Origin of the sequence: Pelobacter seleniigenes DSM 18267 (genome assembly GCF_000711225.1) — a bacterium.
GTDB classification, from domain to species: Bacteria; Desulfobacterota; Desulfuromonadia; order Desulfuromonadales; family Geopsychrobacteraceae; genus Seleniibacterium; species Seleniibacterium seleniigenes.
Map to the genome: position 1 here is coordinate 2281767 of NZ_JOMG01000002.1, position 15459 is coordinate 2297225.

Annotated in this window: 15 protein-coding genes; 4 read left to right on the forward strand and 11 right to left on the reverse strand. The window is 53.1% G+C overall.

Going from position 1 to position 15459, the window contains the following annotated elements; translation table 11 throughout:
- Nucleotides 1–7 precede the first annotated feature (7 nt).
- Entirely contained in the window at nucleotides 8–472 is a 465-nt protein-coding gene (locus N909_RS23865; RefSeq protein WP_036683165.1) for a sll1863 family stress response protein, read from the reverse strand.
- 305 nt (nucleotides 473–777) lie between these two features.
- On the opposite strand from N909_RS23865, the gene wrbA reads away from it, so the two are divergent.
- Nucleotides 778–1392 (forward strand): NAD(P)H:quinone oxidoreductase, encoded by a 615-nt coding sequence (wrbA, locus tag N909_RS0113285; protein WP_029915871.1) that lies wholly within the window; start codon nucleotides 778–780, stop codon nucleotides 1390–1392.
- A 51-nt stretch (nucleotides 1393–1443) separates the two neighbouring features.
- On the opposite strand, the gene N909_RS0113290 is transcribed toward wrbA, so the two are convergent.
- The 8 genes from N909_RS0113290 to N909_RS0113335 form a co-directional block, all read right to left on the reverse strand.
- Entirely contained in the window at nucleotides 1444–2157 is a 714-nt protein-coding gene (locus N909_RS0113290) for a M48 family metallopeptidase (RefSeq protein ID WP_211253953.1), read from the reverse strand.
- Nucleotides 2158–2400: 243 nt separating this feature from the next.
- Nucleotides 2401–3363, reverse strand: coding sequence for a Bug family tripartite tricarboxylate transporter substrate binding protein (locus N909_RS0113295; RefSeq protein WP_029915874.1), 963 nt, complete (start codon nucleotides 3361–3363; stop codon nucleotides 2401–2403).
- A gap of 450 nt (nucleotides 3364–3813) precedes the next feature.
- Entirely contained in the window at nucleotides 3814–4779 is a 966-nt protein-coding gene (locus tag N909_RS0113305; protein ID WP_029915876.1) for a tripartite tricarboxylate transporter substrate-binding protein, read from the reverse strand.
- 324 nt (nucleotides 4780–5103) lie between these two features.
- On the reverse strand, nucleotides 5104–5898 hold the full coding sequence (locus tag N909_RS0113315) for an amidohydrolase family protein (protein WP_029915880.1): 795 nt from the start codon (nucleotides 5896–5898) through the stop codon (nucleotides 5104–5106).
- A 16-nt stretch (nucleotides 5899–5914) separates the two neighbouring features.
- Complete coding sequence (locus tag N909_RS0113320; protein ID WP_051689748.1) at nucleotides 5915–6649, reverse strand: GntR family transcriptional regulator; 735 nt, start codon at nucleotides 6647–6649, stop codon at nucleotides 5915–5917.
- Between the two features lie 65 nt (nucleotides 6650–6714).
- The gene (locus N909_RS0113325) at nucleotides 6715–8244 is read right to left on the reverse strand and encodes a tripartite tricarboxylate transporter permease (RefSeq protein WP_029915885.1); all 1530 of its coding nucleotides are present in this window, start codon (nucleotides 8242–8244) and stop codon (nucleotides 6715–6717) included.
- Nucleotides 8245–8254: 10 nt separating this feature from the next.
- Complete coding sequence (locus N909_RS0113330) at nucleotides 8255–8713, reverse strand: tripartite tricarboxylate transporter TctB family protein (RefSeq protein WP_029915887.1); 459 nt, start codon at nucleotides 8711–8713, stop codon at nucleotides 8255–8257.
- Between the two features lie 105 nt (nucleotides 8714–8818).
- A complete protein-coding gene (locus N909_RS0113335) occupies nucleotides 8819–9781 on the reverse strand; it encodes a Bug family tripartite tricarboxylate transporter substrate binding protein (RefSeq protein ID WP_029915888.1) in 963 nt (320 codons plus the stop codon).
- A 433-nt stretch (nucleotides 9782–10214) separates the two neighbouring features.
- Between N909_RS0113335 and N909_RS0113340 the strand changes: the two genes are divergently transcribed.
- Nucleotides 10215–11492 carry a nickel-dependent lactate racemase family protein gene (locus N909_RS0113340; protein ID WP_029915891.1) on the forward strand — a complete coding sequence of 426 codons (1278 nt, stop codon included), beginning with the start codon at nucleotides 10215–10217 and terminating at the stop codon, nucleotides 11490–11492.
- A 31-nt stretch (nucleotides 11493–11523) separates the two neighbouring features.
- A complete protein-coding gene (locus tag N909_RS0113345; RefSeq protein ID WP_029915893.1) occupies nucleotides 11524–12225 on the forward strand; it encodes a DUF1847 domain-containing protein in 702 nt (233 codons plus the stop codon).
- 331 nt (nucleotides 12226–12556) lie between these two features.
- Here the strand turns inward: N909_RS0113345 and N909_RS0113350 are convergent, their stop codons facing one another.
- Complete coding sequence (locus N909_RS0113350; protein WP_029915895.1) at nucleotides 12557–13834, reverse strand: nickel pincer cofactor-dependent isomerase, group 22; 1278 nt, start codon at nucleotides 13832–13834, stop codon at nucleotides 12557–12559.
- Between the two features lie 134 nt (nucleotides 13835–13968).
- A complete protein-coding gene (locus tag N909_RS0113355) occupies nucleotides 13969–14784 on the reverse strand; it encodes a class I SAM-dependent methyltransferase (RefSeq protein WP_029915897.1) in 816 nt (271 codons plus the stop codon).
- Nucleotides 14785–14844: 60 nt separating this feature from the next.
- Here N909_RS0113355 and coaE point away from each other — a divergent pair, with 60 nt between their 5' ends.
- A complete protein-coding gene (gene coaE / locus N909_RS0113360; protein ID WP_029915899.1) occupies nucleotides 14845–15444 on the forward strand; it encodes a dephospho-CoA kinase in 600 nt (199 codons plus the stop codon).
- The last annotated feature ends 15 nt before the right edge of the window (nucleotides 15445–15459 follow it).

Here is a 15459-nt window from a genome sequence, read left to right on the forward strand (position 1 = left end):
CTGGCCGCTATTTTGATTGAAAATCGTTGCGGGCCTTTTGAAAGGCCTTTTCAAGCTGATCATAGCTGTCAACGAAGCCTTTTTTGACGGTGTCCCAAGCTTCGGCAGAGCTGTGTTTCATGCCCCCGTACCATTCGGCGACCGTGCGGCGCTTTTCGGTGAGGGCGGTGAGGGTCTCCCGAGCCTGTTGTCGGGCTGCGGCACTCATCTCCTGCCAGTTTTGATCGATTTTGTTTTGGAGTTTGGCAATCTCGGCATCTAGTTTAGTGAGTTGCTTTTGCGCTGCACTGGCCGCTTGGTCTCGTTGCGCAGCCGTGTAATTTTCCAAAGCATGCCAGGTTTCCTTCGCCTCTTTGCCGAGCTCTGCGGCGGTTGTCTCGGTCTTTTGCGTCGCCGCTTTTGCCGGCACGGGAAGAATGATCAGGGTCAGGAGGAAAAAAGGTAAAAATAGCCAGGATTTGTGAATATTCATAACTTTATCCTAAACAGGGTTAGCATTTATCGAGCCCGGATTGTTTGCTGCTTCCGGTCCTATGGACAATTGCCCTAAAGGTTACCAAATAGCAGGCGGGCGGCAATGGGTAAATGACAGTTTCTGATTTGAATAAGAACCTGATTTTCAGGTGATTTATTCTAACTTTCAGTATGTTCCGGATTGATGACTGTCTAAATCCGGATTCTTGATTGCAATGTGCCCGGCTGTTGTTATGCTACAAGAAGTAGCGAGAGGTCACCGGATAGTTTTTCGAAAAGATTAACCATGCAAAGGAAGGAATTATGAGTGTCAAGATTCAGATTGTTTTTTACAGTATGTACGGGCATGTCTACCGCATGGCTGAAGCCGTAGCAGAAGGTGCTCGCCGAGTTGAAGGTGTGGAGGTTTCTTTGTTCCAGGTTCCTGAACTGGTTCCTGAAAAAATTCTGGAAGAGTCGGGCGCTAAGGCCGCCCGCAGCGCCTTTACTCATATCCCGGTGGCCAAGCCGGAACAGCTGGCGGAGGCTGACGCAGTGATTTTCGGCACACCGACCCGATTTGGGAACATGACCGCGCAAATGCGTAATTTTCTCGATCAGACCGGCGGGTTGTGGATGAAAGGGGCTCTGGTCGGAAAAGTCGGCAGCGTTTTTACCTCCACGGCGACTCAGCATGGCGGCCAGGAGACAACCATCACCAGTTTTCATACCACCCTGTTACATCAGGGTATGGTGATTGTCGGTGTCCCCTATACCGAACCGGCATTGACCAATATGAGTGAAATCAGTGGCGGGACCCCATATGGCGCATCCACTCTTGCCAGCAGCGACGGGTCTCGAAAACCTTCTGAAAACGAATTGGCCATCGCCCGTTTCCAGGGTGAGCACGTGGCCAGGATTGCTAAAAAACTGAAATGACAACAGGAGCCTGTGCTGCATCCAGCGCTTCAAGATGCAGCACAGGTTTGATCAGACGATGCTGTTCAGGCGTTTTTTTCTCACCTGCCAATCCGGCAGAAAACTGTCCATCAGGCGATAAAATCTCTGGTTGTGAGAACGTTCCAGCAAGTGTACAAGTTCGTGAACCAGAACATATTCAATGCAGGTGTCGGGTTTTTTGATCAACTCGGCGTTCAACCAGATTCTGTGGGCTCCGGTGTTGCAGCTCCCCCAGCGGGTTTTCATTCGTTTGATGCGCCATTCCCTGGTCTTGACACCGAGGATCGTTTCCCATTTTTGCAACAGTTGCGGGATCCGTTGCTGCAATTGTTGACGGTACCATTGTTCCAAAAGCGCTTTTCTCTCGGCCGGGGCCGTGTGCGGCGGGCAATGCAGGCAGATGGTTTCATCGTTCAGCATTACGGTACATTTTCCGGTTTTATGTTGCACCACCAAGCGGTATTGTCGGCCCAGGTACGGATGCATTTCACCACTCTCATAGCGGGAGGATGAAAGGGCGGGGGCTGCGGTTGAACAGGAGGTTTGTTTGGTTTTGATCCAGTTCAGGCGCTGCATGACGCAGGCGCGCACCTTGGTGAGCGGCATACTTTCAGGGGCGCTGACTTCAACCCGACCATCCGGCGGGTGAATCCTAATGTAAAGGTGTTTAATTCTTTTCCAGGAGATATTGATCCTGACGTCATCAATCATCCACTGCTGCTGGCTGGGCGTTGCTGAAGGCAAACGGATTCCTCTTTCTTGGCGATCTTTGGTTAAGGCAACCGGGACGCCACCGATGAGCTGTTTTCGATTTCACACAGGGAAAGATAAGCCAAAAACAGGGGAAAGGGAAGGGGACGGCGGGCTAATTTGCACCGCTATGTCCTCCCGGCGGCACGGCGTCCTGCCCGCCGGGAGGAATGGCTGATTAATGAACCAATGTGGGTGCGGCCGGGAGCTTCAAACCGGTTCGGCCTGCCGCTCCGTTTATCTCATCAGACCCTTGTATTTATTCCACAGCCCCTGAAAATTTTTGACATAGGCTTCGCATTGTTCTGGAGACCAATAGTCAATGAATGGGGTCATGCCGGTTTTATCGGCGATGGCTCTGGTTTTGGCGGACTGGGTTGCTGCTTTAAACGTTTTGACCAACTGCTGGTAGCGTTCCGGGGATTGAGTGGCGGTTGCTTTTTTGACCATTACCGCATAAGGAGACATGATTTCCGGCAGATCTTTGCCGGTGACCTCATTGACCGTTGGGATATCCCATACTCCGGCATAAACTTTCTTCTGGGTGAAGGACGCGAGAGCTTTGATCTTGTCCTTCATGGGGGAGGCGGAAAAATAGGGGCCGATCGACGCATCAGCTTTTTTCGCGGCCAGTATGGCACGGGACTCGGACCCGCCTCGGTAAGCCACGACCTCGGCGTTTATGCCGGTTTCCTTGATGAAGATTTTGGCCGCCAAGGTCGAGATCGATTCCGGTTGAGAGGTGGATATTTTTAGCGGAGTGGCGGCCTTTTTGCCTGCTTCGATGAAATCCTGCAGCGTTTTATACGGGGAATCAATATTGACCAGCAGAACATTGGGGTCGGTAATCAGGTTGCCGATGAAGCCGATATTTTGCCAGCCATCCAGAACCACGCCCATATTGATATGCATCGCATGCATGGAAATTTCAGTCATAAGTACGGTATAGCCGTCGGCAGGTCTGGCCATCAATTTTCCGAAACCGATGCCGCCGGACATGCCCGGTTCAAAAGAAAATTCAATCGGATTGCCGAGAAGTTCCGACCAACTGTCGGACATCGTTCTTGACGAGTGTTCAAAGCCTCCGCCGGCTTTGGCGGGAATAATATAATGCAAGGATGGGACCTCTGCTTGCTCCGCTCCCTGTGCAACGGTCACCAGCAGTAAAACAAAAATAAGCATACTCCAAAATCTTTTCATTCCCATTCTCCCGTCACTTTTTAGATAAACGCTTTTGAAATATAATTTTCTAATAATGAGTAATTAATAACAAAAAGTCAATCATTGTATGCGTTCGGTAACGAATACCGTTCGGAGCCGCCACGCAAAGGGCGTTTTCCGATTAAAAATAAGGGAGATGGCCGAACCGGAGCGCTTTGCAAATGACTGGCGTCAGACAGGGGTTAATCCGCAAACGGGTGGGAGAGGGGCTGTTATTGATTATGGGGAACGGCGGACTATTTTTTGGCAAGGGCTGGGCGGCTTTTTTTCTGACTGTCCGTGAATAGGTCTGAGGATGGTGATTTCCGCAGACTGCTGCAAATGGAAGGTATTACCAGGGGGAGAAGGATGGCGAGACAGATGACCCCTGGGCTTGCAAAGGCTGTTGAAAAAGACCCATTGGATCCTTTTCAACAGCCTTTGCGGTTTTCATTTCATCAGGTATTTATATTTATTCCAGACGTTTTGAAAATCTTTGACATAAGCCCGGCATTGCTCCGGGGACCAGTAGTCAATAAAAGGGGTCATCCCCTGTTTATCCGCAATCTCCAGGAATTTCGGTGATTGGGTGGCCTGTTGAAATGTTTTGACCAACTGCTGATAGCGTTCCGGTGTCTCTTTGACTGTGGCGCCTTTGATCATGAAAGCAAAGGGTTCGACCAGATTGGGAAACTCTTTGCCGGTGGCCTGTTGCAGGGTTGGAATATCCCACAGTCCGGAGTAGACCTTTTTCGGTGTGAAGGAGGCCAGCGCGTGGATGGAGTCTTTTTTGGACGAAGCGGAAAAGTAGGGGCCGATGCAGGCGTCCACTTTTTTCTCGGCCAGGGCATTACGCGATTTTGAACCGCCGTTAAAGGCGACTACCTCAGCGTTGATACCGGTTAGTTCAATGAGGATCCGTGCCGCAAGGGTCGAAACCGCCTTGGGGTGCGAAGTCGATATTTTCAACGGGGTTTTGGCTGTTTTCCCGGCTTCGATAAAATCATTGATAGTTTTGTAGGGGGAATCGACATGCACCAACAGCACATTGGGATCGGTGATCAGGTTCCCGATAAAACCGATATTCTGCCAACCGTCAAGGACCATCCCGGTGTTGACGTTCATGGCGTGCATACTGATCGTGGTCATGATGGTGGTAAAGCCGTCCGCCGGACGGGCCATCAGCTTGCCGAAGCCGATCCCCCCGGACATTCCGGGTTCAAAAGAGAATTCAATCGGCTCACCGAGAATCTCCGTCCAGGCTGCGGTGAGTGCCCGGGAAGAACGATCGAAACCACCGCCTGCTTTGGCGGGGATAATATGATGAAGAGGCTTGGGCGTAGCGCTGTCCTCTGCCCCCATCGACATTGACGGAATCAAAAACAATACGAGTAGGAAGATGATCAGTTTTTTCATGCAGGTTTCTCCAACGAAGCGATTGGCTTATTCGATAGGGGATTAGAAACAAGATATGATTTTTGTATAATTATCACATACTAATTATGTGTTTGTCTACCATATTTGTTCCTCCAGGGAGGAATTTTCTTACTCTTTGAGCAAGAAAATCGAACTCTTGAAGTGTGAAAAAAACATAATAAACTTTGCGAACTGGTTGTCTTACTTCAATGTTTGGAACGCTGCTGCGGACAATGAAATACCGTCGCTCATCCACCATGTTCAGGGGATGAACAACGGTGTTTCTTTGGGGGCGCGCCGATGTGGCCATTTTAGGGAACCGGTCTAGGGGGTTGCACATGGTGCTTGGCAGGTTTGCCGGGAATGATAAAAGTTCCAGGCATTGTCAAAAAAGATTTTTTGGGCCTGCTCTACGCCGAAGGTCTCGATAATCAGCAGGAAATCGGCATCGGCATAAGGATGTGGATTACGGGTTGATGGCAGGTCGCTGCCGAAGGTCAGGCCGGCCGGATTGGCCGCCACAATATCCTGCAAGGCCGGGACAATGGTGAAATCGACCCGTCCAAAACCGGTCGCTTTGACCATGACGTCGTGTTCGACCAGCTTAAGCAGGTTGGGAAAGCCATCCCTGGATAATCCCAAGTGGGCGATGGAAAGTCTTGGTAAGTTTAGCAGGGTGTCCTGCAAAAAAGGGATCTCGCGCGAATCAATATACAGCTCAATATGCCAGCCGACGAGGTCGAAAATTCTCTTGCCGAAGCTCTCCAGGTGACCCAGGTCAGCGCCGACCCCGCGCTTCAGATTGAACCGAACTCCACGGATGCCGGCCTCGTTCAAAGCGAGAATTTCTTCATCCGTAACCGAATAGGGAAGCTGGGTGACACCGACATAATTCGGCCCCAGCTGTTTGAGTGCCGCTTTGAGGTAACTCTGGTCCATTCCCTGAAAGGACCCGGAAATGATCGCGCCACCGGCCAGCTGATAGTTGACCAACCGGGTACGATAATCTTTAATGGTAAAATAATCGGGTAAAAATCCCTGGTTTTCAACCAGCGGATAGGCTGGGTCGATAATATGAAAATGACTGTCAAAGAACTTAAAATCATGAATGAGAGGCATTGCTAACTCCAGAAATTCAACGAATCACGATGTGGTAACGAAAACTGTCCCCCCGCCCCATGCTGCGTCGCCACTCTACCGGGATATCTTCGTAGGTGTAGGCAATTCTTTCGACGCACATGACGGGAGAATTCATAGGAATATTAAGTAGGTCAGCGACTTCCCCGGTCGCCGTGTCGGGCTGGAGGAATTCTTCGGCCCAGAAGATCGGGGTTGAAAAGTTTTGATTATATATCGGGTAGAGAAGTTTCTTGCCCAGATCCAAATTCTCCAGGCCTTTGAATCTGCTGTAGGGTAAATAGATTTCCTCTACGCAAAACGGGATCTCCTGCAGAGTTCTGACCCGTTTCATGAACAGGATATCGTCCCCTGCGACTAACTGCAGGGCTGCGGCGATCTCCGTCGGCGCTGGAATAACCTCCGCAGACAGGAACTGGCTCCCCGGCACCTCTGATGCTTCTCCTTTAAACTGACCGTAACGGAAAAAGCGACTGAAGCTTTTCGAAAAGTCCGGACTGGCGACAAAGGTTCCACGCCCCTGGCGGCGATAAAGAATTCCTTCCTGAACCAGTACGCTGAGTGCTTTTTTGATGGTTCCCACGGAAACGTCAAACTCTTTGGCGAGTTCGTTCTCAGACGAGATCATCATCCCCAGGGTCCAGTAGTTATCGGAGATCTTCTGTTTGATGGCCTCCACGACCTGGGCGTAAAGTGGTTTTTCATCGGAAAAATCTATATATTTTACGGTCATCTGTCTCTTCTCCAGACTGCCGCTGGAGCGCGGCAGTTTCTTTATCAAAGAGGATAAAGAAATTATTATTCGGGAACAGAAGACTTTTCATTTAATGCCGTTTTCCCTCGTCGAACCATTTTTTTGAGGATAACGGGGAGTGCCAGAACGCTGATAGTCGCTAATAGAATGACCAGGGCGATCGGTCTTTGAAAGCTTTCCATGCCGCCGATTTCCAGCGACCAGTAGAGGTTTTTCTCTGCCAGAGGACCGAGCAGCAGCGCCAGCAGAAATGCCGGTACGGAATAACCGTAGCGGGTCAACAGCGCGCCTAATACGCCGAAAATAACGACCAGGTACATGTCAAAGATCATTTGTCGCCAGGCAAAAGCACCCACCAGGCAGAACAGTGCGATAATCGGCACAAGATATTTATTCGGGACAGCCGTGACATTGGTGGCCAGCCGGGCAACAATAATACCGATAGGCAGCAGCAGCAGATTGGCAACCACCAGTGAAAATAGAATAGCATAGGCTTCAACAGCGTGTTCGCTGAAAAAACTGGGGCCAGGGGTGACGCCGTTGATCATCAGGGCCGCCATGATGATCAGGGTGGTTCCCGAGCCTGGAATGCCCAAGGTCACTGTCGGGATCAAAGCTCCGCCAGGGACGCCGTTATTGCAGGCATCGGCCGCAACCAGTCCTTCATCATGGCCGGTGCCGAATTTTTCCGGAGTTTTGCTCCATTGCTTTGCCTGGCCGTAGCTGACCCAGGTAGCAATGGCGGCACCGGTTCCCGGAATCAGGCCGACCAGAATGCCGATCAGTCCGGAACGGAGCATATTGACTTTTTGTTTGAGAGAGCCTTTTAACCCATCAAAGATCGGTCCGAAACCGCTGACCCGCTCAACGCCTTCGGCGACCAGGCTTTTATCCCCGACCAGGCTGAACAGCTCACTGAAGCCGAATACTCCAAGCAGCACCGGAATCAGCGGGAACCCTTCGTAGAGTTCATAAAAACCGAAACTGGCGCGGGTATAGCCGACCTGAAATTCCGTGCCGACGCAGGCAATCATCAGCCCCAAAGCCGAGGAAAGCAGTCCTTTGAGTAGTGAGGAGCCGGTCAATGTGCCGACTGCGGTCATGCCGAACAGGGCCATCATGAACAGCTCGGCCGGCCCGAAGTTCAGGGCATAAACGCCAACCACCGGAGTGATGACCAGGGCGATAAGCGCGGACAGCAGACCGCCTACAGTGGACGCTGCGACTGAGAGTCCTAAGGCGTAGCCGGCCTCCCCCCGCCGGGTCATTTTGAACCCTTCCAGGCAGGTCGGCGCATTGGAGGGGGTGCCGGGAATATTCAGCAGAATCGCCGGAATCGATCCGGCGGCTTGAGAGGCGCAGAAGCAGGCCATCATAAACACGACAGCATTCATCGGACCCATGTAGACCGTCACCGGCAGCATCATGGCCAGGAAATTGGTATCATTGAAGCCGGGAATAGCGCCGACGATCAGCCCAACCAGCATTCCCAAGGGTAGCCAGATCAGGTGTCCCGGCTGCAGCAGCAGACCAACACCGGAGAGAATGACATCCAGACTCGCTATATTCTCCATAATTAAAGTCCTAGAGCAAAATGAAGCCGAGATCGAGTCGGGGGAGACTCATCTCCATGAGGCCGATCATGATGAAATAAAGGCTGCCGGTAATGATCAGGGCCACCAGAATATTACGCCACCAGGAAATCCCGCCCAGGCAACGAAACATGATCAGCAGAAACAGGAAACTGGCCAGGGCAAAGCCCAGGTAAGTGGTCGCCAGAATGTAAACGATTGGCGCCAGCAGGATCAGGAGTGCTTTGCCCGGGGCAAAGGGGCGGCTGGATTCTTCCGCTGGTGGGGCAAACAGGAAAAAGAACAGAACACCCAACCATAAAATACCGGTCAGTATGGCAATGGCCAACGGCCAGCGCAAGACTTCGGCAGAAGCGTCGCGGGTCTGGTAAAAATAGGCGGCTATGAACAGCAGTGTAATGGCGGGGACGATTGTTTCTCCCCAATTCACCTGTTTTCTTTGGGTACTCATACAGCTCTCCGCTTAAAACATATATTCGGATCCGGTTGGCATGGTCGGCAAGGGCAGTTCTGGTCGCCTGCCGCAGATGACGGACAGGCGACCCGTGTCGTTGGTTTATTTCATCAGGTGTTTATATTTATTCCAGACTGCCTGAAAATCCTTGACATAGGCGTCACATTCTTCCGGGGACCAGTAGTCGATAAAAGGTGCCATCCCCTGTTTTTCGGCGAGTTCAAGGGTTTTGGGTGATTGGGTTGCCTCTTTGAACGTGCTGACCAGTTTCTGATAAGCTTCCGGGGACTCTTGGGCGGTTTCTCGTTTGATCAAAAAAGCAAAGGGTTCAACTAGGTTGGGAAAATCTTTGCCGGTCGCTTCGCTTAAAGTCGGAATATCCCAGAGCCCGGCATAAACCTTTTTCTTGGTAAATGATGCCAGCGCTTTGATGAATTCTTTTTTGGAAGAAGCTGAGAAATAGGGGCCGATGCAGGCATCGACCTGTTTCCCGGCCAGGGCGTTCCGTGCCTTTGAACCGCCGTCGAAAGCAATAACCTTGGCGTTGATTCCGGTCAGTTCGATAAGGATTTTTGCCGCCAGGGTCGAGACCGCTTTGGGGTGGGACGTGGAAATGGTCAGCGGTTTTTTGGCGGTTCGGCCGGCTTCGATAAAGTCTTCGATGGTTTTATACGGGGAATCGACATTGACCAGCAGCACGTTGGGGTCGGTGATCAGGTTGCCGACAAAGCCGATTTTATCCCAGCCTTCTTTGGCAATCCCGGTATTGACGTTCATCGCGTGCATGGAGATGGTGGTCATGATGGTGGTGTAACCATCCGCCGGTTGGCTCAACAATTTCCCAAAACCGATGGCTCCGGATGCGCCGGGCAGATACTCAAATTTGACCGGTTGGCCCAGAATATCTGACCACCCGACAGCAAGCGCCCGGGAGGAACGATCAAAACCACCGCCGGCCTTGGCCGGAATGATGTGGGTCAGAGGTTTGGTCGGGAACTCCGCTGCCCAACTGAACGACGCTGACAGAAAAATCGCCAGAAATACCAAAATACCTAGTCTTTTCATGCCTGTTCCTCCATTTTGCTGTGAGTGGAAATGGGCCTGTGTGAGGGTATTGCACACTTCTTGGCCAGGTTGATGCACAGAAAACACTATCTTATTTAGCTTATATATATAAGTAATATCTTATTCTCATTGCGCTGTCAATAATGAGTATCTCGTACAGTTGGATCTGGGCAATTTCGCTGATTTTGATGGCAGATCCAGCTTGTTCGAAGTGAAGGGCAGCATCTCAACCAAACTATGGATAGGCCCGCCATGGTAAAAACGCTGTTATGGGCAGGGGACGCCACGGTCGGCACAGGGAATTTTGCGCTCTGGGGACTTGCCCGGGAGAGGTAGCTGCGCTACAAAAGAAAGAAAAGAGTGAGAGCCTCTTTATGGCTTGCTGAATTTTGCACGGGCGGGTGTTTTTGACCTTCTGGGAAAGGGATAACTGATGAAACAGGTGAAGTTGAAATACGGAACTGACGGGATTCTCATGAAATTTCCAGAAACGCCTAATTTTCAAGGTGTTCTCTACCCGGACGCCTCTGCTCCCCTGGCCGATCCGCAAACGGCACTGAGAGATAGCCTTGCTAATCCGATCGCTTCTCCGGCGTTGCGCGAATTGACCAGAGGGCGTCAGGATGCCGTGATTGTCATCAGCGATATCACCCGCCCGGTTCCCAACCAACTGCTGCTGCCGGAGATCATCGGGGAACTGGCAGAGGCTGGTCTGAGCGCTGACAAAATTACCATCCTGGTCGCGACCGGAATCCACCGCCCCAATGAAGGCGCCGAGCTTGAGCGGTTGGTCGGCAAGGAGATTGCCGGGCGCTATCGGGTTATCAACCATTTATCTCAGCAGCAGGACGATATGGAGCTGGTTGGGCATATTGCGGGGGGCGTCCCCGCCTATGTCAACAAGCACTATCTCCATGCCGATCTGAAAATTCTGACCGGGTTCATCGAGCCGCATATGTGGGCGGGTTTTTCCGGTGGCCGCAAATCGATCCTGCCCGGCATCTCTTCGGCGCAGACCCTGCAATTCATGCACGGCCCGGAAATGGTCGCTCATCCCAAAACCGCTTATGGTGTTCTGGAAGGGAATCCTTTCCATGAAGCCGGTCTGGAGATCATGGCCAAAGCCGGTGCCGACTTTATCGTCAACGTGACCCTGGATACCGACAAACAGGTGACCGGGGTTTTTTCCGGCGATCCGGTCAAGGCCCATCTGGAAGGGGTTGAGTTTCTGTCCCGCCACTGTATCAAAACCCTGGATCAGCCCCTTGATTTTGTGATCACCACCAATGCCGGAGCGCCCCTCGACTGTAACCTGTACCAGACTGCCAAAGGGTTGTCCGGGGTTGCCGGTGCCACCAAAAAAGGGGGCGTCATTCTGATTGCCAGCCAGTGTCCGGAAGGTTTCGGGAGTGCCGAGTATCGCCAGGTTTTCAATTACGCAACCAGCCCCGAAGCGTTTGTCGAACAGCTCATGAACAAGGACTTTTTCATTCTCGATCAATGGTGTGCCCAGGAAACCTATCAGGTCAGACTCAAGAACGAGATCTGGATTCACACCGACGGGATCGACCCGGCCACGTTACAGCAATTTCATTTTCAACCCGTTGCCGATTTGGAAGCAGCGCTTGCCCGGCTTTTGGAACGCTTCGGCCAGCATGCCCGCTGGGCCATTGTTCCCGACGGGCCTCTGTTGATTCTCAGGGTTGCTTGAGACTCATCCCCATTCGAAAGGAAACCTCTCCATGTCCAAGGAAACTTCAGCAACTCCAGTGCCGAGCTGCGCCGTTTGTTCGGTCGCTGTCCCAGAGCGTTTTTGTCGCCAGGAAAAAGGGCGCGCACCGGCCAATTGCCCCTCCACCCGTTCGCCCGAGCTGATTCGGGAGTCTCTGGAGATTCTCAAGGCTCATCCCGAGGTGCTTGAGTTTGCCCGCCAGGCATCCATCCAGGAAGCCGAAGGTTACGGCGATCGCGACAAAGGCTATGCCCAAGTCAGACCCATCAAGCCGAGAATTCAGGAAACCGTCGAGTTTGCCCGCAAGATGAAGTTCAAGCGGATCGGTCTGGTGTTTTGCCTTGGCATGCGTAAGGAGGCTGAAATCATTAATAAAATATTTACTGATAATGGTTTTGAAACCGTCTCGGTGATGTGCAAGGCCGGGGCGGTTTCGAAAGAAGAGATCGGTCTGCTTCGTGAACAGCAGATCAATCCGGACGACTTTGAGTCTATGTGCAATCCTATTTTGCAAGCATTGGCCGCCAACCACCATGAAACCGAAATGAACGTTATTTTCGGCCTCTGCGTCGGTCATGATGCCCTGTTTTTAAAGTATGCCACCGCTTACAATACCGTGCTGGCCAGCAAGGACCGGCTGCTGGCGCACAATCCTCTGGCAGCCATCTATCAGTATGAGGGCTACTTCCGTTACCTGCAGGGAGAACTCTGAATCGGTTTGGGGGCTGAGGGGAGATTGGCTGGTGCTCCAGTTTTCTCTCCAACAGGAAGGCTGCTGTGTTGTGCGGCCTTCCTGCGCATGATCCGTCCTCAGCAATCCCGTCCCCGGTGTGACTTCTGCTGGTTCTTGGTACTCCTTGCACAGCAGTTTTGATCGTATGTTCATTTACTTAATTCACCTCTTTGTTTTGAACGCTCCTTAATAATTGAACGACAAATTCATTAATAAGTGAATTTAGCATCATCTCACTTTGTTTTTGAGGTGTTTGCAGCAGCACGGTGCCGTGCTTGGGGAGGATCGACTTTCAGGATTCTCCGTCACGCTACTGGCTGGTCCGAAGATTGAAATCGGCATCGAAATTCCACTCTTCCGGATCCCCGAGAATTTCAATGGCAGGATTGCTCCGGGCTTCCTCCAGCAGGCCGGTGGAGATTTGGATCTCCTCGAGCTGCAGGGTGTTGGCGATGCAGACCATGCGCAATTGAGCGAGATCCAGACAGTTGGACGTTTTAACGGCCAGCTGCAGGGCGCGCAGATCATTGTCCATGGTGACCGGGATTTTACCATGGGAGAGCTCGGTCGAAGTGATGTGATTGGCGTAGGTGGCATTGAAATCGATGTGCTTAACCAGACGGCGGGTGCAGATATCCGCGAGCCCGACTCCGGTCGCGTTGCCGTGGCTGCTGGGGCAGAGGTCGAGGATCACCATCTTGTTGACCCGTTGTTTGGTTTTGACATAAGGGGTCGCCGCCCGCCCGGTGACATGGGGATCGGTACCGGTCCCGGAGAAGCGTTTCCCCATCTGTTTGACCACCAGCACATCGAGGGGATTGAACAGCAGCCGCGGCATATTTTCTCTGGCGGCGCTGAGCAGTTCCTGTTCGACGGCCAGGATCTCTTCAGCCGGAATGATTTTGAGGCGGGAAATTTTGTCGTAGGCATTTTCAACGCTGGCCACCCCGAACAGGACCGGCGTGCGGGCGATCTTGATTTTTGCCATGGCCACGACATTCTCTGCCATGCTGCCGAACCCCAGGGCATGGCAGGAATCAGCACCCTGTTGTTTGCCAAGGCCGATGGCAAGCATTTTGACCAGCCCGCTTTCATAGGGGCCGCTGAAGCTGGTGTGCGGTTTGATCCGGTTGATGAAGATGATTCCATCCGCCTGCATAGCTGCCCGATCCATCAGCACTGGCAGGCCGTTCTCCAACCGGCCCAGTTCCACGGTCTCCATGGTCGAAACAATGGGGCAGCCGACAGCCGCTTCGGTAATCCCCAGGGTGGCCAGCAGTTCCGCCTGGCCGGCCGCGGTGGCGCCGCCGTGGCTGCCCATGGCCGGCACGATGAAGGGCAGGGCGCCGCGTTGCTTGAGTTCGGCAACCACCCTGGTGGTCAGCAGGGGCAACTGGTCAAGGCCGCGACTGCCGACGCCGATGGCGATCCGCGCCCCGTGGCGGATTTTTCCGGCAATGGCCGGATTGCTAAACTCTTCAGCGATAACCTGCTCAATATCCTGAAGGGATTCGGTTTGAAAGAGTTGCCGGACCCGAACCATTTTCGGTAGCTGGATATTCTGTAACAGGTCGTCAACGATGCTCATCTTGGTTTCTCTCCTGGGGTGGCTTCTCCGCCTGCAAGGGCTGATCTCGTCACATTATAAAAGAACCGGAACTGCTGTGGGAAAATTTGCCGGAATTATTTTTTCGGCGCCGCCGCTTGCCGAGCAAAGTCGGGTTAACCCGGCTTGGTCGCGCCAAGGATGATGTTCTTGCCGCGGGCGGTTTGGCATTGATAGGCCCCGGACAGATAGCACAGTTGCAAGCCCGCGTGCTCACAGAGTTCGACCAGTTGTGGGCGGGTAAAGATCTGCTTGTGACCGTAGGGCGCAACCGAATAGAAATTGTCGAGGAACAAGTTGAATCGGCCGTTGCTGAGGCGATAGAGTCGTTCACTCAACCGGTAAGGGAGGGCCATGCGGTCAGGCGTTTCCAGAAGCAGCAGGCCGCCGGGTTTTAACAGGTTGACGGCTTGGAGCAGGGTTTCGACCGGGAAATCGACGTGTTCAATGACATCCCAGAGGGTGATGACATGGAAATATTCCCGATACCCGGTTTGCCAGAAAGGACTCTCCACGGTATCCGGATGCAGGGACAGGGCGGAGTTGGAAAGAGCATAGTCGCGGCGTAACCGGGATGGCTCAATCCCTTCAACCAGGGCGCCCTGTTGCTTAGCGGCAAGCATAAATCGGCCGATCCCGGCGCCGATGTCAAGGAGCCGGCAAGCCTGGACATCCCGGCAACGACTGAGCAGCGCCAGCCGTTGCGCGGTCAGATCTATGCTGGCGCGGCTGCGCATATCGATGTAGCGGCTGGTGTTGCTGTCGAGTATAGTAGGGGCAGCCGGCGGCAGAGGTCCGTCGAGATAATCGCTGAAATGAAACTCGCAGTTGCTGCAGCGGTAGATGGTCGTCTTAGCCAAGTGATAGGTTGGCACGGCCGTGGTGGCCTGGCACAGCTTGCAGCGCTTGAAACTGTCATGGGGAGAATTCATGAAGGATAAGGTAGCCGTGCTGAGATTTTTTTGCAATATCGGTCGGCAACGGAGGGAACAATGATTTTGGGGCTGACCGGAAATATCGCCGCTGGGAAAAGTACCGTGGCCCAGGCATTGGCCCGGCGCGGGGCGCTGGTGGTTGATGCCGATCAGCTGGCGCGTGATGTCGTTGCCGCTGGAAGTCCGGTGCTGGCGCAACTGGTGGCACGCTTCGGTCGGCAGATTCTGCAGGCGGACGGCAGTTTGAATCGCGAGTTGCTGGGCCGATTGGTTTTTGCCGACGAGGAAGCACGCAGCGCCCTGAACCGGATCATGCATCCGGCTATTGCCGAGCTTGCCCGGAAAACCCTGGCCGTGCTGAGAAAGCGCTCCGATATCCCGTTGGTGGTTTACGAAGCCCCGCTGCTGTTTGAGGCCGGTGCTGAAAAAAGGGTGGATAAGGTCCTGCTGGTGCGGATCGATCCGGAGGTTCAGCTGCAGCGGCTGATGGAACGTAACGGTTTTGATGAACATGAAGCCCGGCGCAGAATCGCCGCCCAGCTAGGGCAGGATGAAAAAGCGGCCCGGGCCGATTTTATCATCGACAATTCGGGCACCCCGGCGGAACTGGACCGTCAGCTTGACCGCTTGTGGCCAGAGTTGACAGCTGGCCGGTAATTGCGGCGCTGTTTG

Excerpts from the sequence above, each read along its gene's own strand:
- N909_RS23865 (WP_036683165.1), bottom strand. The coding sequence starts at position 472 with ATGAATATTCACAAATCCTGGCTATTTTTACCTTTTTTCCTCCTGACC.
- wrbA (WP_029915871.1), top strand. The coding sequence starts at position 778 with ATGAGTGTCAAGATTCAGATTGTTTTTTACAGTATGTACGGGCATGTC.
- N909_RS0113295 (WP_029915874.1), bottom strand. The coding sequence starts at position 3,363 with ATGAAAAGATTTTGGAGTATGCTTATTTTTGTTTTACTGCTGGTGACC.
- N909_RS0113305 (WP_029915876.1), bottom strand. The coding sequence starts at position 4,779 with ATGAAAAAACTGATCATCTTCCTACTCGTATTGTTTTTGATTCCGTCA.
- N909_RS0113315 (WP_029915880.1), bottom strand. The coding sequence starts at position 5,898 with ATGCCTCTCATTCATGATTTTAAGTTCTTTGACAGTCATTTTCATATT.
- N909_RS0113320 (WP_051689748.1), bottom strand. The coding sequence starts at position 6,649 with ATGACCGTAAAATATATAGATTTTTCCGATGAAAAACCACTTTACGCC.
- N909_RS0113325 (WP_029915885.1), bottom strand. The coding sequence starts at position 8,244 with ATGGAGAATATAGCGAGTCTGGATGTCATTCTCTCCGGTGTTGGTCTG.
- N909_RS0113330 (WP_029915887.1), bottom strand. The coding sequence starts at position 8,713 with ATGAGTACCCAAAGAAAACAGGTGAATTGGGGAGAAACAATCGTCCCC.
- N909_RS0113335 (WP_029915888.1), bottom strand. The coding sequence starts at position 9,781 with ATGAAAAGACTAGGTATTTTGGTATTTCTGGCGATTTTTCTGTCAGCG.
- N909_RS0113340 (WP_029915891.1), top strand. The coding sequence starts at position 10,215 with ATGAAACAGGTGAAGTTGAAATACGGAACTGACGGGATTCTCATGAAA.
- N909_RS0113345 (WP_029915893.1), top strand. The coding sequence starts at position 11,524 with ATGTCCAAGGAAACTTCAGCAACTCCAGTGCCGAGCTGCGCCGTTTGT.
- N909_RS0113350 (WP_029915895.1), bottom strand. The coding sequence starts at position 13,834 with ATGAGCATCGTTGACGACCTGTTACAGAATATCCAGCTACCGAAAATG.
- N909_RS0113355 (WP_029915897.1), bottom strand. The coding sequence starts at position 14,784 with ATGAATTCTCCCCATGACAGTTTCAAGCGCTGCAAGCTGTGCCAGGCC.
- coaE (WP_029915899.1), top strand. The coding sequence starts at position 14,845 with ATGATTTTGGGGCTGACCGGAAATATCGCCGCTGGGAAAAGTACCGTG.